Genomic DNA, 19762 nt, shown 5'->3' with positions numbered 1-19762 from the left:
TCCATTGACATTATGCCAGCAGCATATTACAATGCATTTCAATATATCTCGTATCGTGTGCCGTGTGAAAACAGTACCCCGTCTGTTAATTCCACACATAGAAGGATGGTGTTTTCATCCTCGAAACAATTGTGTGCATTCCCTGCCTATTTAGAAAAAATACCTTTCTGCGGCACAACCGCCAAATTCTATAAAATTTTCTAAAAAACTTGAAAATTACCAGAGAATCAAGTAAGATGAGAGTGCATTTCAGGAAGGACATCCCCAACCTTAGAGAATTTCGATTCCGAAAGGAGCTCAAAGTATGCAATATGCGAACCTGAGCCGCGACGAGGTAACTCGTGTGATCGAGGGGAAGGGCGCTGCTCCGCGAATTCCCCTGCTGTACGATGTTTGGATCGCGGACAACGTATTCGGCGGAGACCCCGCAAAGCGTGAGCAATGGTTCCGCCGGTATCCGTGCGATGTGGACGAAATCTTCCTTACCATGCCGGGCATGACGCAAGGCCCTCCCCGCGACCCGGACTTTTTCTGGGCAGCTCCTGGAACCGTGTACGATGAGACGGGAGGCATGGACGCCCGCAGCGTGCTGGAGGACTGGGAGGACGCGGAAGAATTTTATCGCACCTTTCCCGACCCAGAATCGCCCGCTCTTGTGGAGGGCGAAAAAAAAGAAGGATGGACGCTACCTTCTGGGCCGCTGGTGGTACTGCTATTTTGAGCGTCTGTGGTCGCTGCGCGGCATGGAAAACGCGCTGACGGATTTCCTGCTGTATCCGGAGGAGGTGCACCGTCTCTTTTCCCGCCTGACCTCATTTTACCTCAGAAGTATGGAACGGGCAAAAGAAAAATGGGATGTGGACGGTTTTTTTGTCTCCGATGATATTGGAACGCAGACCGGCCCCTTTTTCTCTCTGGAGATTTTCCGGGAATTTTTCAAGCCCTACTATCGCCAGCTGATCGAAAAGGCGCACGCGCTCGGCACTCATTTCTGGCTGCACAGCTGCGGCAACATTGAGCCCTTCCTGGAGGATTTCATCGAGATCGGCCTGGATGTAATCCATCCCATTCAGAAAAACACCATGGATGAGGAAGAGATCGCGAGAAAATACGGCGGAAAGATCTGCATTCTCTCGGGATTTGACGTACAATATCTGATGGCGTTCGGTTCCCCCGACGAGGTCAAGGAGGAGGTCGCACGCCTTCGCCGTATCTTCACACGGCAGGACGGCCGCTTTATGCTGACGATGGGCAATGGTTCCACCTCGGACTGGAAGCAGGAAAACCTGGCAGCTCTCTACGAAGCATCGCTTCCCTAACCGATCGACGCCGTTTTCCAATTCAAGACCGGCGCAAAATAAAGGAGAATACAGCCATGACCAACAAAGAACGATTTACCCGCACACTTAAATGTGAGCCAATCGGAGGCCAGGTGCCGACATTTGAGCTCGTCTTTTTCCTCACCATGGAAGCCTTCGGCAAGCTGCATTTTTCACAGCGCCGCTTCGACCAATGGAAACAGATGAGCCGCACCGAACAGAAGCTGCACATTCGCGATATGGCACAGCTGTACATCCAGACGGCGGAACGCTACGGCCACAGCGCCATTTTCGTCCAGCCGAATGAATTTCCAAATCCCGACGACATGAGCGTAACGCAGGAGCTTCTTGAGACCATCCGCGAGATATCCGGAGACGAATACTTCCTGATGCTCCATGGCGATCCCACCTGGGCCATTCCTGACGGCACCCACATGATGGAGTTCTCCGTGCGCATGTACGAGGATCCCGAAGGACTTGACGAGGAATCGAAAAAGAGACTGGACGATATCCTGCGCGCCGCCTCCTGGCTTGACCGTCACGGCCATCTGCTCGACGGCTTCGGCCTGTGCTCCGATTACTGCCTGAACACCAACCCGTTTTTCACCCCGGATCAATTTGAGGAGCTGATTCAGCCCACGCTCCGCGCTGTAATTGACGGCTTCCGGGAAATGGGCTATTACTCCATCAAACATACGGACGGAAACATCATGCCGATTCTCCGCCAGATCGCGGACTGCAAGCCGGATGCCATCCACTCGCTCGATCCGCAGGGCGGCGTAAGCATTCCTGAGGTAAGAAAAATCGTAGGAGAAAACATCTGCCTGATCGGCAACGTGAACTGTGCCCTGCTGCAAACCGGCTCCGACGAGGAATGTGACGCGGACGTGCTCCGTTCCCTGCGCGAGGGGATGGCTGCCGGAAAAGGCTATGTGTTCGCTACCTCGAACTGCGCCTATACCGGAATGCCGCTCGCACGCTATGAGCGGATGATCGATCTGTGGCGGCAGCATGGCCATTATCCCCCGGAGATCCCGACGGCAGAATAAAACCGCACCACGTTTTCATCAGTCCGGCAGACGGAAATTGATGGGTTCCACCGTCGCGTCAAGGGCGGCAAAACGGTAGCCCATGCTCTGAAGCTTCTCAATGATGCGGGGAAGCTGATCGAGCGTGTCCTTTTTTGCTCCGCTGTTGTGCATCAGAACAATCGCTTTTTCATGACGCGAGGTCTGATCAATCACATTGCGGTAGATGGATTCCGCTGTGGCACCATGCTGAGCGTCGCCCGAATCGACATTCCAGTCATAATAAGTATAACCCCGCCGATCCATCTCTGTCACTATGGCGCGCGCTGTACCCTTGTTGTAGCCATTCACGCTTCCGCCCGCATAGCGGTAAATGGTGGGTTCGACCCCGGTGGTATCGTAAATCAGATTCCGTATCCGGGAAAAGTCGCTGAGATACGCTTCGGGGGAAGCGTAAATGCTTGCGTAGTCATGCGTATAGGTGTGAACCGCCAGGGTATGGCCGCGCTTTACGGTTTCCCGCAGAGCCTCCTTATCTTCCTCGGAGGTTTTTCCCACCACAAAGAAGGTAGCTTTGATTCCATAGCGATCCAGCACATCGAGGACTGGGAGCGTCAGGTTCGAAGGGCCGTCGTCAAAGGTGAGATAAACCACCTTATCCCCCGCTTCATGCGGCACATACTCCTGTTTTGTCACATACAGCTCCGGATATGGATCGTTCTCCGGCACCGAAACCGGCGGAACACTCTCGGGAGGAACCGGCTCGCTCTGGGGCTGAGAGGATACGGGAACCGGTTGAGAGGAAACAGGAGGCATTTCGGAGGAAACGACAGGCGTGGAAGAAGGAGCGGTGGGCAGTGCTGCCGAAACAGACGCTTCGCTTTCGGGTGCCTCGGAAACCGGCTCTGATTCTTCCTGAGAAACCGGAACAGCGGAAGAAATCGTCAAGGAAGGAACCGAGCTCCCGGAAACCGGAACAGAAATTGTATGCTCCGGTTCCACGCGATTTGAGAGGACGGGATCCAAAAGGCCGTCATAAAAAATGACAGCGCACAGCAAAAACAGTCCAACCGCCGAGAGCGACAGGATTACATTGCGCAGATGTCTTGTTCTTCTCCTTCGTTTCATGGGATCCGCCTCCAAAATCTGACAATTTCCATGTTTTCATTATACCATTGCCCCCTATAAGACTCCAGTAAAATTCCTGTCATGGATATTACAAATCAGAGATTTATGAAGGGTGTGTAAAATATCAAAAAGCGATGCTTTTTGCAGAACTTTTCCGTCTGCAAAAGCATCGCTTTTTTGGTTATTCCAAATCGCTTTGTTCAAGCGCTATCAGACATAAAACAGAATATCCTCATAGACCGGGAAGGGCCAGTTTTCCTTGCCGACAAGCAGTTCCAGCTCGTCGGCCGCGGCTCTCGCCTTCTCCATGGCCGGGATAATTTCCGCACGGCAATAGGCTGCCGCCAGATGCACATCCTCCGGCGTTCCCTGCTCTTTGCCCTGCAAGGCTTCCTGCGCCTGTATCAGCTCTTCCGTTTTCGCGCTGATCGCACCGGCAAGCTTCTTCTCTGCCGGAGCATCGATCCCGATCCCAGCCTTGGCGGCAGCCGAGGAAGCCACCTTTCCGGAATATTCCACACAGGCGGGAAGAATCTGACGGCCAATCATGCGGAGCATGGTTTCCGCTTCAATATGGATGGTTTTGGCATATTCCTCCAACCCAATCTCCTCGCGGGATTTCATTTCCTCAACGGTGTACACACCATGACGTGTGAAAAGGGAAACATTCTTCTCGCTGGTATAGAGGGGCAGGGCATCCGGCGTGGAACGCAGGTTCAGCAGACCGCGCCGCGCTGCTTCCTCCTCCCACTCCTTGCTGTAGCCGTTGCCGTTGAAGATGATACGGCGGTGCGTTCTCAGTTCACGGCGAACCAGGGCGGCAAGGGCCGTGTCAAAGTCCCCCGCTCCTTCCAGTTCATCGGCAAAGACGCGCAGCGCTTCCGCAACGGCGGTATTGAGCATAATGTTGGTGCATGCGATATTGAAGGAAGAGCCAGGCATACGGAATTCAAACTTGTTGCCGGTGAACGCAAAAGGCGAAGTGCGGTTGCGATCGGAGTTATCCAGCGGAATCGGAGGAAGAACAGACGCTCCAACGGAAAGCGGCGTTTTCGCGCTGTCCTCACAGCCCTCGCAATCCTTTCCGGAGACGAGAGACTCAATGACCGCGTCCAGATCGTCGCCCACATACATTGACACAATAGCGGGCGGTGCTTCGTTCGCGCCGAGACGGTGATCGTTGCCCGCACTGGCCACGGAAATGCGCAGCAGATCCTGGTACTCGTCGACCGCCTTAATCACAGCCGTGAGGAACAGCAGGAACTGCGCGTTCGAGATCGGTGTCTTGCCGGGATCGAGAAGGTTTTCTCCCGTATCGGTGGAAATGGACCAGTTGTTGTGCTTGCCGGAACCGTTGATTCCCTCAAACGGCTTCTCGTGCAGCAGACAGACAAAGCCATGGCGTCCCGCCACCTTCTTCATCATTTCCATGGCAAGCTGGTTGTGGTCGGTGGCAATGTTCGTGGTGGAAAAGACCGGAGCCATCTCGTGCTGGCACGGCGCCACCTCGTTATGTTCCGTTTTTGCGGCGACGCCCAGCTTCCAGAGTTCCTCGTCCAGATCATCCATAAAAGCCTTCACGCGCGGGCGGATGGACCCAAAATAGTGATCCTCCAGCTCCTGGCCTTTGGGGGAAGACGCGCCGAACAGCGTGCGCCCGCTCAGGATCAGATCCAGACGCTTCGCATAGTCCTCCTTGTCAATCAGGAAATATTCCTGCTCCGCGCCCACGGTAGTGGTGACACGGCGGACATCTTTTCCAAACAGCTTCAATACGCGGCAGGCCTGACGGCTGATCGCGTCCATGGAGCGCAGAAGCGGCGTTTTCTTGTCCAGGATTTCTCCGGTGTAGGAACAGAACGCCGTGGGAATACAAAGCGTCTTATCCTTGATGAACGCATAGGAGGTCGGATCCCAAGCGGTATAACCGCGGGCCTCAAAGGTGGCGCGCAGGCCGCCCGATGGGAAGGAGGAAGCGTCCGGCTCGCCCTTTGTCAGCTCCTTGCCGGAGAACTCCATGATCACCGCCCCGTCCCCGGTCGGGGAAAGGAAGGAATCGTGCTTCTCTGCCGTGACTCCCGTCATTGGCTGGAACCAGTGTGTAAAATGGGTCGCGCCATGCTCGATCGCCCAGTCCTTCATCACGGACGCAACGACATTCGCCACGCCAGGCGCCAGAGGACTTCCCTCTTCCATCGTCTTTTTCAGCGCGCGAAAAATATCCTTCGGAAGCCGGTCGCGCATAACCGCTTCGTTAAACGAAAGGCTTCCAAACAATTCCGGGACTCTGCTCATACAAAACACTCTCCTGTCCGCCGCCGAAGCGGCCTGTTTTTCTATGTAAAAAGGCGCCGCGGGAAGGGGAAAATCCCCTTGCACCGCAGCGCCTTTGCTGCCTGTATTCAGTTGTTTTTTGAGAAGCGAGATTTAATCCTCATACTGCCGGATCACCGTCAGCGCGGCCTCTCTCCGGGAAACCCGGAGATCCATCGCGCGGCGCTCCAGACAATGGTGCGCTTCGTCCTCCGTCAGATGCAGCCGTTCGACCAAAAGACATTTCGCACGGCACGCCAGACGGGTATCGTCCAGCTTTTGCAGCAGCTCCGCGTTCTTTTTCTGAAGCTGCGCAATCCTTCTGCGGGACACGGAAATGAGACGAACCGCCTGCGCCAAAGCGGAACGGGAGATCGGTTTTTCCAAAACGAAAACTCCCAGGTTTTCCAGCGGAAGGGCTACGTCGGCGGCCTGCACCGCGGGTGCAACCAGGATAATCCCCGCCGTGGTGGCATCTGCCAGGGAAGCCGCCAGATCGCTGCCGAATTCATCCGGCAGCGGCGCGTTAATCAGGACCAGAGAGAGGGAAAGCTCCATCATTTTGCGGCGGGCCTCCCCCGCGCTGGCCGCCGTGACTGTTTTGGAACAGCCGCAGCCCTTGAGAAGCGAGGTCAGGGCGGGAAGGGCTTTCTCCCCACTCACAATCAGAGCGCTCTCCATTGTCCATCCCTCCCGTATCGCGGTGGAATCCGCCCGATCCGTTTCTCAGATCCGATCGAAATACCGCTCAATCTCGTAGCGGTACGGGTCATTCGCGGCCCGGTATGCCTCAAACTCCTTTCCCTTCTGAACGAAATACTGAGAAAGGTATTTTTCCGGCAGCACAGCATGGATAAAGTCACTCTTCCATGCCTCGTCAATCGCCGCGCCCAGCGTCTGCGGGAGACGCTTCTCCGCAGGGGTCAGCGAGCCGTCGAAATCCGAAGGAGACGGCAGCGGCAAATTGTCCCGCACGCCGCTGAGTCCCGCTTCCATCAGAAGCAGGGCAACCACATAAGGATTGCAGGCCGGATCCGGCGAGCGCACCTCCATGCGGGAATCCTCCCCCTGCGCGGCAGGGAGACGAACCAGCTGGGAGCGGTTCTGTGCCGACCAGCCCACGCCGGCCGGCGCTTCAAAGCTGCCGAGACGCCGGTAGGAGCCCGGCAGAGGATTCGCAAACGCGGTGATCGCCGGGATATGGCGCAGGATACCGGCCAGCATGGAAGATGCCAGAGGATCCGGATCGCTCAAAAAGTCCTCAAACAGATTTTTTCCATCCTTCCAGGCGGAAAGGTTGAAATGCAGTCCGCTGCCGCTCTCCTTTTCAATCGGCTTGGGAAGGAAAGAGGCAAACAGGCCGTTCTGCGCCGCGACAGCCTTCACGGCCGTGCGGAGCGTCATGAGATTGTCGGCCGCCTGAAGCGGGGCGGAGCGATGAAAATCCACCTCATTCTGCCCAGGTCCCTGTTCGTGATGGGAGCGCTCCGGGCGCAGGCCCATTTCCTCCAGGGTCAGGCAGATGCTCCGGCGGACGTTCTCCCCATGATCGAGGGGCGTCATATCGAAATAGCCCGCCTTGTCATACGGCTTGAGAACGGGCTCTCCCCGCTCGTCGGTGGAAAACAGGTAAAACTCACATTCCGGGCCAAGCTGGAAAGAAATCCCCTGCTCCATCGCTTTGCGCTCGGCCTGCCGGAGCAGGAAACGGGCGTCCCCCTCAAAGGGCCTGCCGTCCGGATACCGGATGGTGCAGTAGAAGCGGGCCACACAGCCCTCCGAGGGTCTCCACGGGAAAATCGTCAGCGTATCGGGATCCGGAAACAGGAACAGATCGGACTCCGTCACATTGCCGAAGCCCGGAATGGCGGAAGCGTCAAAGGAAACACCTTTTTCAAAGGCGTGTTCGAGATACGACGACAAAATGGCGATGTTTTTCTGAACGCCGAAGATATCGCAAAATGCCAGCCGGATAAACTTGACATCGTTTTCCTCCACAAATTGCAGAATATCCGAAATTCCCTGTGTCATCGGACTCGCTCTCCTTTCGTGGGCCGCGCTCCGGCGCGTCCCCGCTTCTGACAAATCTTATTTGCCCAGCAGTCGGTGCATGACCTCGCGGTAGGCCTCTTCCTCACCGCCGAGATCGCGGCGGAACAGATCCTTGTCGAGGTGGGCATGCGTCTTGACGTCCCAGAAACGGCAGGTATCGGGGCTGATCTCGTCGGCCAGAATAATGCTGCCGTTCACATCGCGGCCGAATTCCAGCTTGAAGTCAATCAGCTCGATGCCGGCGGTCTTGAGGTACTCGCCCAGCTCTTTGTTGATCTTCATGCTGTAATCCGCAATCTGACGCAGCTCCTCGGGGGTGGCGGCGCCCAGAGCGGCGATGTGGTAATCATTCACCAGCGGATCGCCCAGCGCATCGTCCTTATAGCAGTACTCCAGCACGGTGCAATTGAGCTTGGTACCCTCTTCCATGCCGAGACGCTTGGCAAGGCTGCCTGCGGCAACATTGCGGACAATGACCTCCAGCGGAACGATCTGCACCTTTTTGACGAGGGTTTCCGTCTCGGAAAGCTCCTCCACCAGGTGGGTCGGGATCCCCTTGCTCTCCAGGAACTTCATCAGATGGTTCGTCACCTGATTGTTGACCGCGCCCTTGCCGCGAATCGTCCCGCGCTTTGCGCCGTTTCCTGCGGTGGCGTCGTCCTTATACTGGACGAGATAAACATCCGGGCGGTCCGTTTTGAATACCTTCTTTGCTTTTCCTTCATAAAGCAGTTCCAGTTTTTCCATGATTCAAAATCCTCTCTTCCTGCGGCAAATTTCCGTAGTTGATCCACAAAGGGCACTACGGAAGTATGTACCCCGCAGCGCCCTTGCTGTTTACGATTGTTATTTTACCGCGTTCCGGTGCGTCTGTCAAGCCGATCCGCGCAAAGTGCGCAGATTTTATACTTTGCTGTAAAATCGCGGGATTTTCTTTTGCGGAATCGTCTCTTCTTCTGAAATTTCAAAAATGCCATCTTGCAGGATCTTGATCTTTTTCCTGCAAAGTGATATAATGCTTCGCGATGAACAAAGGCGTTCGCAGACCGCTTTCCACAAAGCGGCCTGGGGACGTCTTTTTCTTTATGTATTTTTCCGGGCGCGCACAGCCGCCTTGCCCGGCACAGGAGGGAACGCCATGGAACAGCCAATTTATCTTCTGCTGGAAAACGGAGAATGGTTTGAAGGAAAAAGCTTCGGCGCACAGCCTGCAAACAGCGGTATTTCCGGCGAAGTCGTTTTCACCACCGCCATGACGGGGTATCTGGAGACTCTCACCGATCCCAGCTACTGCGGGCAGATCGTGGTGCAGACCTTTCCGCTCATCGGAAATTACGGAATCATCCCCGAGGATTTTGAAAGCAGCCGCCCGCGGCTTACAGCTTATGTGGTAAAAGAATGGTGCCGGGTTCCCTCCAACTTTCGCAATGAGGGGGATCTCGACGCCTTTTTAAAAGGAAAGGGAATTCCGGGGCTGTACGGAATCGACACACGCGCCCTGACACGCCGCCTGCGCGATCATGGCTCCATGAACGGCCTTTTGACTCTGACTCCTCCCCCTTACTCCAAGGAAACCATCCAGGCACTGCGGAACACACGTCCGGAACCCCCCGTGCCGCTGGTCACGCGCCGGGAACCGGAACGCTTTGGGGAGGGGGAAACCCATATTGTCCTGTGGGACTTTGGAGCCAAGCAGAATCTGATCCGTGAGCTGGTCCGGCGCGGCTGCCGGGTGACAGCGGTTCCCTCCTTCTTTACGGCGGAGCAGATTCTGGCGCTGCATCCGCAGGGAGTGCTCCTTTCCAACGGCCCCGGCGATCCCGCCGACAACACAGCGGTCATTCAGGAAACAGCGCGTCTCTTTGCGGCGAAAATCCCGATGATGGGCGTCTGTCTCGGGCATCAGCTGATGGCACTCTCGCGCGGCGCGCAGACGGAAAAGCTTCCGTTCGGCCATCGCGGCGCCAACCAGCCCGTCAAAGATAACGAGACGGGACGCGTCTCCATCACCAGCCAGAACCACGGCTACACCGTCCGCCCGGACAGCCTGCCGGACTGCGCGTCCCTGCGCTTTCTGAACTGCAACGACGGTACCTGCGAGGGAATCGTCTACCGCGACGCGCCCGCCTTTTCCGTCCAGTTTCACCCAGAAGCCTGCGCGGGCCCGCACGACACCGCCTATCTGTTTGACGATTTTCTCAAACTCGTCCATCATTCGGAAAGCGAGGGATTCTCATGCCGCTGAAACAACACCTCAAGAAAGTTCTTGTCGTCGGCTCCGGCCCGATTGTGATCGGCCAGGCCGCGGAATTTGATTATGCCGGAACGCAGGCCTGCCGCGCACTGCGCGAGGAAGGGCTGAATGTTGTCCTCGTCAACTCCAATCCAGCCACCATCATGACGGACGGAGCTATCGCGGACGAGGTCTACGTGGAGCCGCTGACACTTTCCTCCCTGCGCGAAATCATCCGCCGGGAAAAGCCGGACGGCCTGCTCTCCACCCTCGGCGGGCAGACAGGCCTGACGCTTTCCATGCAGCTTGCCCGCGAGGGCTTTTTGCAGGAACAGGGAGTGGAGCTGCTTGGGGCAAAGTTGGAAACGATCGAGAAGGCGGAGGATCGCGAGCTGTTCAAAGAGACGATGGAATCCATCGGCGAACCGGTGATTCCCTCCCGTGTAGTCACTGAGGTGGAAGATGCTCTCTCGTTCGCGGAGTTCATCTCCTATCCCGTCATTGTGCGCCCTGCCTTCACACTTGGCGGCACCGGCGGCGGTATCGCCGGGAACGGAAAGGAACTTTCCGCGATCGCCGCGAACGGCCTGCGCCTTTCCCCCATCCATCAGATTCTGGTGGAAAAATGCGTTTCCGGCTGGAAGGAGATTGAATTTGAGGTAATGCGCGACGGAGCCGGAAACGTGATCACCGTCTGCTCCATGGAAAACCTGGATCCCGTGGGCATCCACACAGGCGATTCCATCGTCGCCGCCCCGGCTTTGACACTGGCGGACCGCGAATATCAGATGCTGCGTACCGCCGCTCTCAACATTATCTCCTCCCTTGGCATCGAGGGAGGCTGCAACTGCCAGTTTGCCCTCGACCCGGAAAGCTTCCGGTATGCCGTGATTGAGGTCAACCCGCGCGTATCCCGCTCCTCAGCTCTGGCCTCCAAGGCGACCGGCTACCCGATCGCGCGCGTCGCCGCCAAAATCGCCGTCGGCCTGACGCTCGACGAGATTCCGAACGAGATCACCGGCAAGACGGCGGCCTGCTTTGAACCCGCGCTCGATTATGTGGTGGTCAAGTTCCCGAAGTGGCCCTTTGACAAATTCATCTATGGATGCCGCCGTCTGGGCACGCAGATGAAAGCAACCGGCGAGGTCATGGCCATCGGCCGCAGCTTTGAACAGGCCATGATGAAGGCGGTGCGCGGCGCGGAGGTTTCACTGGACACACTCGCTATGCCGAAGCTTGCATCCTTGACGGAGGAGGAGCTGAAAAAGAAAATCCACGCGCAGGATGATGAGCGCATTTTTGCTGTTTATGAAGCACTGCGCCGCGGCACGCCGATCGGTGAACTGCACCGCCAAACCAAGATTGACGAATGGTTCCTCGCGAAGCTGTGGAATCTGGCGGCGATGGAACGCGCCCTGCGGGACGAGCCACTGACGGAAGAACTGTACCGCACAGCCAAGCTGCTTGGCTTCCCGGACAGCGCAGTGCGCCGTCTTTCCGGTCAGGAGCCCCCGCTTGCCCTGCCCGCTTCCTGCAAGATGGTCGACACCTGCGGCGCGGAGTTTGAAGCGGAAACGCCGTACTTCTATTCCTCCCCCGGCGAGGAAGATGAAGCCCTGCCATTCCTAAAACGGAAAGCCAGCGGGAAACCTGTGGTGCTGGTGTTCGGCTCCGGCCCCATCCGCATCGGCCAGGGAATTGAATTCGACTACGCCTCCGTCCACTGCGTTATGGCGCTCAAGCGCGCGGGATACGAGGTGGCCATCGTCAACAATAACCCTGAAACCGTCTCCACCGACTTCAACACCGCTGACCGTCTCTACTTTGATCCGCTCACGGCAGAGGATGCTCTGCGCATTGTGGAGCTGGAAAAGCCTGTGGGCGTGGTCGTGGCCTTCGGCGGACAAACAGCCATCAAGCTGACCAAACCCCTCGCGGCGGCGGGCGTGCCAATCCTTGGCACACAACCGGACGGGATCGATCTCGCGGAGGATCGCGGACGCTTTGACGCGCTATTGGAAGAACTGGGAATCAGCCGCCCATCGGGGCGCTCCGTTCTCACCGAACAGGAAGCGCTCCAAGCCGCCCATGAGCTCGGTTATCCCGTCCTAATGCGTCCCAGCTACGTGCTCGGCGGACAGAATATGATCATCGCGTTTACGGATAACGACATCCGGGAATATATGAATGTCATCATCACAGCCAACCCGGACGCGGATGTTCTCATTGACAAATACCTGATGGGAACCGAGGTGGAGGTGGACGCGGTATGCGACGGCGAGGATGTGCTGATTCCCGGCATCATGGAGCACATTGAGCGCGCCGGAATCCACTCGGGCGACTCCATCGCCGTCTATCCGGCATGGAATCTGAGCGAGGGACTGACCCGCCAGCTTGTGGACTTCTCGAAAAGGCTGGCTCTGTCCCTTGGAGTCAAAGGATTGGTCAACATCCAGTACGTCATCCATGAAGGAAAAATCTATGTCATCGAAGCAAACCCGCGCTCCTCGCGCACTATCCCCTACATCAGCAAGGTGACGGGGATCCCGCTGGTGGAGCTGGCCGTGCGCGCTATGCTGGGTGAAAAGCTGTCCCACATGGGATACGGCACCGGCCTGGCTGCCCCCGCCGCCTATCACGCGGTCAAAGTTCCTGTGTTCTCCTTTGAGAAGCTCGGCGGGGTGGATACCCAGCTCGGCCCGGAGATGAAATCCACGGGCGAGGTGCTCGGCATCGCGCCCACCATGGAGGAAGCCCTTTACAAAGGGCTGATCGCCGCGGGCTACCGGATCGAAACCGGGAAAGGCCTGCTGGTGACGGTACGGGATTCCGACAAGGGCGAAATCGCGCCGATTGCCGCTGCTTTCGCCGCCCTCGGCTTCCCGCTCTACGCCACGCAGGGCACAGCCAATATCCTGCGCGAAGCAGGACTGACAGTGGAAACCGTACAGAAAATCCATGAGGCGAAGGAAAACACAATGACGCTTCTGGAAAGCGGAAAAATCGGCTGCATCCTCTCCACCTCCGCCAAGGGGCGTATTCCGGCGCGCGACAGTGTGAAGATCCGCCGCAAAGCAGTCGAGCTGGGGATCCCCTGTCTGACGGCTCTCGATACGGCGGCAGCCCTTGCATCTATTCTCGGCCGGAATTTCCGCGAGGAGGATCTGGTTCCGTTGGATATTGCAAAAATCACCCCCGCAAAAAACGGATGATATCGCTTTTATACTATGCTATAATAATGAAAGAAACGGCACGCCAGCAGTTCGCGCCCCTTGTGGGTGCGGTAAATCTCACCATCACGGATGGCATCAAGTTTGCCGCTGACGCATGAGGGTAAAACGTAAGAAAGATGGAGGAACCGATACGATGAAGCTGAATGAACATTACCTTTCCCTGGAGGAAAGCTATCTTTTTTCGGAGATCGCGCACCGCGTTTCCCGCTACACGGCGGAGCACCCGGAGGCCCAGGTGATCCGCATGGGAATCGGAGATGTCACGCTTCCATTGTGTGACGCGGCAGTGCAGGCGCTGCACGAAGCCGCCGACGAACAGGGCAAAAAGGAAACCTTTCACGGCTACGGCCCGGAACAGGGCTATGATTTTCTGCGGGAGGCTGTAAAAAACTATTACGCCTCCTACGGCGTCACCCTTGACGCCGCCGATATTTTTATCGGGGACGGAGCCAAGAGCGATGTGGGAAACATCCTCGACCTGTTTGACGCGGATAATACCGTCCTGATTCCCGATCCCGTCTACCCTGTTTACCGGGACACCAACCTGATGGCGGGACGGCGTATTGTTTACATGGACGCCAACCGCGAAAACGGTTTTCTGCCGATGCCCGATCCGACCCAGAAAGCGGACATTATCTATCTGTGCTCCCCCAACAACCCGACGGGCGCGGTGTACAGCCGCGATCAGCTCACAGAATGGGTGCGCTATGCCAACGCACAGGACGCGGTTCTGCTCTTTGACGCTGCCTATGAAGCTTTCGTGCAGGATCCGGAGCTTCCCCGCAGCATCTTTGAGATCGAGGGAGCGCGCACCTGCGCCATTGAGTTCTGTTCCCTTTCCAAGACAGCCGGTTTCACCGGAATGCGCTGCGGCTATACGGTGATCCCCGGCGACCTGAAACGCGGCGGTGCTTCCCTGCGCGCACTTTGGCTGCGCCGCCAGACAACGAAATTCAACGGCGCCTCCTATCCCGTACAGCGCGCAGCGGCAGCTGTCTTTACGCCGGAGGGCATGGAGGGATGCCGGAAGAACCTGGAGGTCTACCGCCAAAACGCCCTTCTGATTTCTCGCACACTTACCGATCTGGGAATCTGGCATGTCGGCGGTGTAAACTCCCCCTATATCTGGATGCAGTGCCCGAACGGAATGCGTTCGTGGGAATTTTTTGACCTCCTGCTGGAAAAGGCGCACTTGGTCGGCACGCCGGGCAGCGGCTTCGGCAAAAACGGCGAAGGCTTCTTCCGTTTGACCGCGTTCGGTTCTCCTGAAGCCACTCAGGAGGCTATGGAGCGCCTGAAAAAGCTCCTTGCCTGATTTTTCATCGTTTGGATTTTTGAATTATATCTGATATATTGCTGCATTATGAACGATTGCCCTGTTCTTCGATTTCTCGAAAACAGGGCGATTTTCGTTTTTTATTTTCTAATTTTTACAGTTCGTAAAATATATACAAGCTTTCCTTGTTCTGTGCAATTTCGTTTTTGCATTTTCATGTGGTATTTCTTGCAAAAATTCGATTGACTTTTCTTTCTCTGCGCGCTATAATACAGACATGAAGCAAGGGTGCTGCGGTGAAAACCGCGGCACCCTTCTTTTTGTTTGTGAATGTATGGCCATGCGTTTGACTCTGCAAATTCTGGAGGGATTCTCAATGGGACTGAGCTTTTCATCGGCTGACACCATCTGGGTGCTGCTGGGTGCGGCACTGGTGTTCTTTATGCAGGCCGGTTTCGCCATGGTGGAGACCGGATTTACACGAGCCAAGAACGCCGGCAATATCATCATGAAAAACCTGATGGACTTTGCCATCGGTACCCCGATTTTCTGGTTTTTCGGTTTTGGCCTTATGTTCGCGGGCTCCGGCGCGCTGATCGGCGGCCTCGACTTCTTCATTCAGAAGGACTACAGCTTCCTTGGCCTCTCCGTGCCGCTGTGGGCCTACGCGATTTTCCAGACCGTGTTCTGCGCCACCGCCGCCACCATCGTTTCCGGCGCCATGGCGGAGCGCACCAAGTTTATCTCCTACTGCATCTACAGCGCCGTCATCAGCGCGTTCATTTATCCCGTCTCCGGCCACTGGATCTGGGGCGGCGGCTGGCTCGCTCAGTTGGGCTTCCATGATTTCGCGGGCTCCACAGCCGTGCATATGGTTGGCGGCGTGGCCGCTCTGGTGGGTGCGAAGATCCTCGGGCCCCGCATCGGCAAGTATGACAAGGACGGCAAGCCCCGCGCGATCCCCGGCCACAGCCTGACGCTTGGCGCTCTTGGCGTGTTTATTCTCTGGTTCTGCTGGTTTGGCTTCAACGGCTGCTCCACCATCTCCGTTTCCAGCGATGAGAGCATGACCGCCGCCGGACGCATCTTCTTCACCACAAACCTTGCCGCTGCCACCGCGACGGTCGCCGTCATGATCATCACCTGGATCCGCTACAAAAAGCCTGACGTCTCTATGACACTGAACGGCTCCCTGGCCGGGCTTGTCGCCATCACGGCAGGCTGCGACGCGGTAACCCCCGCGGGCGCGTTCTTCATTGGCCTGATTGCCGCTTTTGTTGTCGTCTTTGGCATTGAGTTTGTCGACAAGGTGCTCAAAATCGACGATCCGGTCGGCGCGATTGGCGTGCACGGCTTCTGCGGCGCAACCGGTACCCTGCTGACCGGCCTGTTTGCCTACTATCTCACCGACGACAACGGCAACCCCCTGGGCCTGTTCTATGGCGGCGGCTTCCAGTTCTTCGGCACGCAGCTGCTCGGTGTAATTTCCGTTATCGCCTGGGTTGCCATTACCATGACGATTGTGTTTACTATCATCAAGAAAACCATCGGCCTGCGCGCCAGCCGTGAGGAGGAAGTCCGCGGCCTGGACGTCACGGAGCACAATCTCGTCAGCTCCTATGCCGACTTCCTGCCTATGCCGCCTCAGGTGCTGACCGGCGAGACCGAGAACGCCACCTCCGTTCTCCTGCAGGGTCATGAGAGCGGAGCGGCAGCAGCGGCGCCCGCCATCCAGCCCGCCGCCACAAATGCAACGCTCACCAAGCTTTCCATCCTCTGCCGTCAGGAAAGCTTCTCGCAGCTGAAGGACGCCATGAACTCCATCGGTGTGACCGGTATGACCGTCACGCAGGTGCTTGGCTACGGACTGCAAAAGGGACGCGATACCTACTACCGCGGTGTCAAGCTGGACGACGCCAAACTTCTGCCGAAGGTAAAGGTGGAGGTAGTGGTGAGCAAGGTGCCTGTGGAAACCGTCATCGAAACGGCACGCAAGGCCCTCTACACCGGCCATGTGGGCGACGGCAAAATCTTTGTTTACCATGTGGAAAACACGGTTCGGATCCGTACCGGGGAGCAGGGCTTCGACGCCCTCCAGGGTGAGGACTGAATCCAATAAAAAGAAAGGCCCGGACGCCAACGCCCGGGCTTTTCGCCGTTTCAATTTACAGAAAGGGAGCCAGTCAAAGATGAGAAAGATCAACGAGGAATGTGGTGTGTTCGGTGTGTATCGGGAAGAGGAAGCCCCTCTGTTAACCTATTTCGGCCTGCATGCCCTTCAGCACCGCGGCCAGGAGGGTGCGGGAATCGCCTGCGCCGACGGCCGGGACATCACCTGCCGCAAGGGCTGCGGCCTGCTGACCGAGGTGTTCCGACACGAAACATTGGAGGAGCTAAAGGGGCACAGCTGTATTGGCCATGTGCGGTATGCCACAGCGGGCGGAAATGAACTGGAGAATGTGCAGCCGCTCGCCGCCCGCTCCTACCTCGGCTGTGTGGCCGTGGTACACAATGGGCAGATCGTCAACGCCGCTCCCTTACGCCGGGAGCTGGAGGAAAAGGGCAGCATTTTCCGGGGAACCAGCGACAGCGAGATCATCCTGCATCTGATCCAGGGTGGAACGGGCAGCCTGCTTGAAAAAATCGAAGCCGCCTGCCGCCGTCTGGAGGGCGCGTTCAGCTTTCTGATTCTGACAGAAAAAAATCTGTACGCTATCCGGGACAAAAACGGGATCCGTCCGCTCTCCATCGGCCGCACGGCTGGGGGCAGCTGGTGTGTGAGCAGCGAAACCTGTGCTTTCGGCGTCATCAACGCCAGGTTTGTGCGCGACGTCGCGCCGGGAGAGATTGTGAAATTCTCCGCATCGGGCGCGGAATCGTTCTTCTATACGAAGGAATGCACCCACCGGCTCTGCGCCATGGAATACATCTATTTTTCCCGTCCCGACAGCATGTTGGAGGGACGCAGCGTCCACGCCGTGCGAAAGGAGACGGGACGGCGGCTTGCCTGGCTGGAAGAAAACGGGACGTTTGCCGATATCGTCGTCGGCGTGCCGGACTCCTCCCTCTCCGCCGCCATGGGCTACAGCGAGGAGCTGGGCCTGCCGTATGAGATGGGACTGATCAAAAACAAATACACCGGCCGCACCTTCATCCAGCCCACCCAAAAACTGCGCGATACCGGCGTGCGCATGAAGCTTTCCGCCAACCAACCTGTGGTGGAGGGAAAACGTGTTGTACTCATCGACGATTCCCTTGTGCGCGGTACCACCTCCCGGCGGATCGTCCAGCTTCTGCGGGAAGCGGGCGCGGCCGAGGTCCATCTGCGCATTGCATCCCCGGAGATGAAATTCCCCTGCTTCTACGGGGTGGACACTTCCACCCGCGCGGAGCTGGCCAGCGCCAATCACACGCCGCAGGAGCTCTGCCGCCTGCTGGCAGCCGATTCTCTCCGCTTCCTGCCGGACAGCGAGCTGTGCGGGGCCTGCGGCGGAGATTCCCTGTGCCGGGCCTGCTTCACCGGCTCCTACGTCACGCCGCTGTTCGGATGCGGAGAAAGCGCCGGGCTGGCCATCTCAGCCGGAAACGCGCTCTGAAAAAGAACGGCACAGCGATTCCACCCGTTCCCTCGCAGCAAACAGCTCATGCGGCTCCCCAAAATTCTTGCGGTATACTTCGATGATCAGATCGCCCGCATATGAGGAATCCCGCAGCAAATCAAGCAGCTTCTCATACGCCATCGTACCGCACCCCGGCAGAAGGCAATCCGCGCCGGGAGCGTTATCGTTGATGTGTACATGTATCAGGCGCTCCCCCATCGCGCGGCACATGGCAAAGGGGTCCTTGCCTGCCCGCACCGCCTGTTTGATATCGAACACGAAGGCGCATTCTTCGCCAAGCTGTCCGCGCATCCGGGCAATAAACTCAGGATCCTCACTGCGGAACTGGTTGACGTTCTCCTGCGCGACGGCGATTCCAAATCTTTGTCCCAAACGGTACAAACGCAGATAGCGTTCCAGATACTCTTCCTCCGTGATCTTTCCTTCCCGGTAGCCGCGCTGCCCATGCAGGACGAGGAGCTTCGCGCCTAACATTCCGGCCGCTTCAAAATACCGTTTGTAAAATTCCAGTCCGTCCTCCACACGGCGCAGGTATTCGGAGAAAAACAGTGTCCCCTCAAAGCCGGAGGTAAACGGATGCAGGGATTTCACCTGTGCTCCTGTCTCCTCCAGGCGCGTCCGGAGCATTCGGACAAAGGCGGGATCCAGCTCGCTGCTGGTATTGATAAAAAGTTCAAACAGCCTGAAATCCATGGAAAGAAGAAGATCCAGCGACTTTTCAATTTCCATCGGATACAGACATGCGGTTGAGATTCCGGTTCTCATGGTTTCCTTCTGAGCCTCCATCCTCCCGATCTGCCCCGCGCCGGAATGCCAGCGCTTTTCAGACAGAATCGGAATCTTCTTTTTATCACTTTACTATTTTTGCACGGCGTTTGCAAGAAAAACAGCACCGTGTGCAAATGAAAAGAACTCTCCGGGATATACTATGGATATTCTGCGAAAAAGGAGAGTGTCATATGGAAACCAAAAAGACGGAAAACGCCGACGAAGAATTGCTGGGCGAACTGTCCCGCACCGCCGCCATGGGAGTGGAAGCGATGGAGCTGGTAATTTCCAAGGCGGAGGACAGCGCATTGCGCGGCAAACTGGAACGGCAGGAACAAAGCTACCGCAAGCTTGCGGATCGCGCAAGAAACCTGATGGAGAAAAAAGGGCTGCGCCCCGAACCCGGCCCGGCTCTGCAAAAGGCGATGCTCTGGGGCTCCGTGCAGATGAGCACCCTCACCAACACCAGCTCCTCCCACCTGGCCGAGCTGACCATCAACGGCACCACAATGGGCATTGTCAGCCTGACCAAATGCATGCACGATCTGGCGCACGCGGACGGGCAGGCCCGCGCGCTGGCAGAGGAATTTCTCTCTGCCCAGCAGCAGACAGTTGAAGAGCTCAAGGCTTTTCTTTAAAAGTGAACGAAAACATTACTGCGGCACATGGATTTCATCCATGTGCCCAGCCTGTCGAAAAAGGTCACCGATTGGTGGCCTTTTTCTCGTATAAAGGGAGAAAATGCGGTATAATGAGTTTGGGGTGATAAAAATGCTGGTAAAGAATGCAGAA

General features: G+C 57.0%; 15 protein-coding genes. 9 read left to right on the top strand and 6 right to left on the bottom strand.

Going from position 1 to position 19762, the window contains the following annotated elements:
- Positions 1-304: 304 nt before the first annotated feature.
- From B5F35_RS18775 to B5F35_RS14130, 3 genes are read left to right on the top strand one after another with little or no spacing between them, the layout of a single operon-like run.
- Positions 305-721 carry a hypothetical protein gene (locus tag B5F35_RS18775; protein WP_162611436.1) on the top strand — a complete coding sequence of 139 codons (417 nt, stop codon included), beginning with the start codon at positions 305-307 and terminating at the stop codon, positions 719-721.
- Positions 654-1319 (top strand): uroporphyrinogen decarboxylase family protein, encoded by a 666-nt coding sequence (locus tag B5F35_RS14135; RefSeq protein WP_162611435.1) that lies wholly within the window; start codon positions 654-656, stop codon positions 1317-1319. Before B5F35_RS18775 ends, B5F35_RS14135 begins: the two co-directional genes overlap by 68 nt.
- Before the next feature lie 56 nt (positions 1320-1375).
- Entirely contained in the window at positions 1376-2368 is a 993-nt protein-coding gene (locus tag B5F35_RS14130; RefSeq protein ID WP_087242069.1) for a uroporphyrinogen decarboxylase family protein, read from the top strand.
- Between the two features lie 18 nt (positions 2369-2386).
- Here B5F35_RS14130 and B5F35_RS14125 read toward each other — a convergent pair whose 3' ends face one another.
- The 5 genes from B5F35_RS14125 to purC form a co-directional block, all read right to left on the bottom strand.
- Positions 2387-3475 carry a polysaccharide deacetylase family protein gene (locus tag B5F35_RS14125; RefSeq protein ID WP_242969537.1) on the bottom strand — a complete coding sequence of 363 codons (1089 nt, stop codon included), beginning with the start codon at positions 3473-3475 and terminating at the stop codon, positions 2387-2389.
- A 210-nt stretch (positions 3476-3685) separates the two neighbouring features.
- The gene (locus tag B5F35_RS14120; RefSeq protein WP_087242067.1) at positions 3686-5770 is read right to left on the bottom strand and encodes a glutamine synthetase III family protein; all 2085 of its coding nucleotides are present in this window, start codon (positions 5768-5770) and stop codon (positions 3686-3688) included.
- 132 nt (positions 5771-5902) lie between these two features.
- Positions 5903-6469, bottom strand: a complete 567-nt coding sequence (locus tag B5F35_RS14115) for an ANTAR domain-containing response regulator (RefSeq protein ID WP_087242065.1) — start codon at positions 6467-6469, stop codon at positions 5903-5905.
- A 45-nt stretch (positions 6470-6514) separates the two neighbouring features.
- A complete protein-coding gene (locus B5F35_RS14110) occupies positions 6515-7819 on the bottom strand; it encodes a glutamine synthetase family protein (RefSeq protein WP_087242063.1) in 1305 nt (434 codons plus the stop codon).
- Positions 7820-7876: 57 nt separating this feature from the next.
- Positions 7877-8587, bottom strand: coding sequence for a phosphoribosylaminoimidazolesuccinocarboxamide synthase (gene purC, locus B5F35_RS14105; RefSeq protein ID WP_087242061.1), 711 nt, complete (start codon positions 8585-8587; stop codon positions 7877-7879).
- Positions 8588-8978: 391 nt separating this feature from the next.
- On the opposite strand from purC, the gene B5F35_RS14100 reads away from it, so the two are divergent.
- The 5 genes from B5F35_RS14100 (at position 8979) to purF (ending at position 18178) form a co-directional block, all read left to right on the top strand.
- A complete protein-coding gene (locus tag B5F35_RS14100; protein ID WP_087242059.1) occupies positions 8979-10085 on the top strand; it encodes a carbamoyl phosphate synthase small subunit in 1107 nt (368 codons plus the stop codon).
- Positions 10076-13285 carry a carbamoyl-phosphate synthase large subunit gene (carB, locus tag B5F35_RS14095; RefSeq protein WP_087242057.1) on the top strand — a complete coding sequence of 1070 codons (3210 nt, stop codon included), beginning with the start codon at positions 10076-10078 and terminating at the stop codon, positions 13283-13285. The genes B5F35_RS14100 and carB overlap by 10 nt, the downstream gene beginning before the upstream one ends.
- 154 nt (positions 13286-13439) lie before the next feature.
- The gene (locus B5F35_RS14090) at positions 13440-14621 is read left to right on the top strand and encodes an LL-diaminopimelate aminotransferase (RefSeq protein ID WP_087242055.1); all 1182 of its coding nucleotides are present in this window, start codon (positions 13440-13442) and stop codon (positions 14619-14621) included.
- A gap of 337 nt (positions 14622-14958) precedes the next feature.
- Positions 14959-16692 (top strand): ammonium transporter, encoded by a 1734-nt coding sequence (locus B5F35_RS14085; RefSeq protein ID WP_206424052.1) that lies wholly within the window; start codon positions 14959-14961, stop codon positions 16690-16692.
- Between the two features lie 79 nt (positions 16693-16771).
- On the top strand, positions 16772-18178 hold the full coding sequence (gene purF, locus B5F35_RS14080) for an amidophosphoribosyltransferase (RefSeq protein ID WP_087242052.1): 1407 nt from the start codon (positions 16772-16774) through the stop codon (positions 18176-18178).
- Here purF and B5F35_RS14075 read toward each other — a convergent pair.
- Positions 18158-18967 (bottom strand): sugar phosphate isomerase/epimerase family protein, encoded by an 810-nt coding sequence (locus tag B5F35_RS14075; RefSeq protein WP_242969536.1) that lies wholly within the window; start codon positions 18965-18967, stop codon positions 18158-18160. The two genes, purF and B5F35_RS14075, sit on opposite strands and share 21 nt — an antisense overlap.
- Before the next feature lie 194 nt (positions 18968-19161).
- On the opposite strand from B5F35_RS14075, the gene B5F35_RS14070 reads away from it, so the two are divergent.
- A complete protein-coding gene (locus B5F35_RS14070) occupies positions 19162-19608 on the top strand; it encodes a hypothetical protein (RefSeq protein WP_087242050.1) in 447 nt (148 codons plus the stop codon).
- The last annotated feature ends 154 nt before the right edge of the window (positions 19609-19762 follow it).

It is taken from the genome of Anaeromassilibacillus sp. An200, from assembly GCF_002160025.1.
Taxonomy (GTDB): Bacteria; Bacillota; Clostridia; order Oscillospirales; family Acutalibacteraceae; genus Caccousia; species Caccousia stercoris.
The sequence above is the reverse complement of the archived record's forward strand: the minus strand, read 5'-3'. Positions and strand labels throughout refer to the sequence as shown.

Excerpts from the sequence above, each read along its gene's own strand:
- B5F35_RS18775 (WP_162611436.1), top strand. The coding sequence starts at position 305 with ATGCAATATGCGAACCTGAGCCGCGACGAGGTAACTCGTGTGATCGAG.
- B5F35_RS14130 (WP_087242069.1), top strand. The coding sequence starts at position 1,376 with ATGACCAACAAAGAACGATTTACCCGCACACTTAAATGTGAGCCAATC.
- B5F35_RS14125 (WP_242969537.1), bottom strand. The coding sequence starts at position 3,475 with ATGAAACGAAGGAGAAGAACAAGACATCTGCGCAATGTAATCCTGTCG.
- B5F35_RS14120 (WP_087242067.1), bottom strand. The coding sequence starts at position 5,770 with ATGAGCAGAGTCCCGGAATTGTTTGGAAGCCTTTCGTTTAACGAAGCG.
- B5F35_RS14115 (WP_087242065.1), bottom strand. The coding sequence starts at position 6,469 with ATGGAGAGCGCTCTGATTGTGAGTGGGGAGAAAGCCCTTCCCGCCCTG.
- B5F35_RS14110 (WP_087242063.1), bottom strand. The coding sequence starts at position 7,819 with ATGACACAGGGAATTTCGGATATTCTGCAATTTGTGGAGGAAAACGAT.
- purC (WP_087242061.1), bottom strand. The coding sequence starts at position 8,587 with ATGGAAAAACTGGAACTGCTTTATGAAGGAAAAGCAAAGAAGGTATTC.
- B5F35_RS14100 (WP_087242059.1), top strand. The coding sequence starts at position 8,979 with ATGGAACAGCCAATTTATCTTCTGCTGGAAAACGGAGAATGGTTTGAA.
- carB (WP_087242057.1), top strand. The coding sequence starts at position 10,076 with ATGCCGCTGAAACAACACCTCAAGAAAGTTCTTGTCGTCGGCTCCGGC.
- B5F35_RS14090 (WP_087242055.1), top strand. The coding sequence starts at position 13,440 with ATGAAGCTGAATGAACATTACCTTTCCCTGGAGGAAAGCTATCTTTTT.
- B5F35_RS14085 (WP_206424052.1), top strand. The coding sequence starts at position 14,959 with ATGGGACTGAGCTTTTCATCGGCTGACACCATCTGGGTGCTGCTGGGT.
- purF (WP_087242052.1), top strand. The coding sequence starts at position 16,772 with ATGAGAAAGATCAACGAGGAATGTGGTGTGTTCGGTGTGTATCGGGAA.
- B5F35_RS14075 (WP_242969536.1), bottom strand. The coding sequence starts at position 18,967 with ATGAGAACCGGAATCTCAACCGCATGTCTGTATCCGATGGAAATTGAA.
- B5F35_RS14070 (WP_087242050.1), top strand. The coding sequence starts at position 19,162 with ATGGAAACCAAAAAGACGGAAAACGCCGACGAAGAATTGCTGGGCGAA.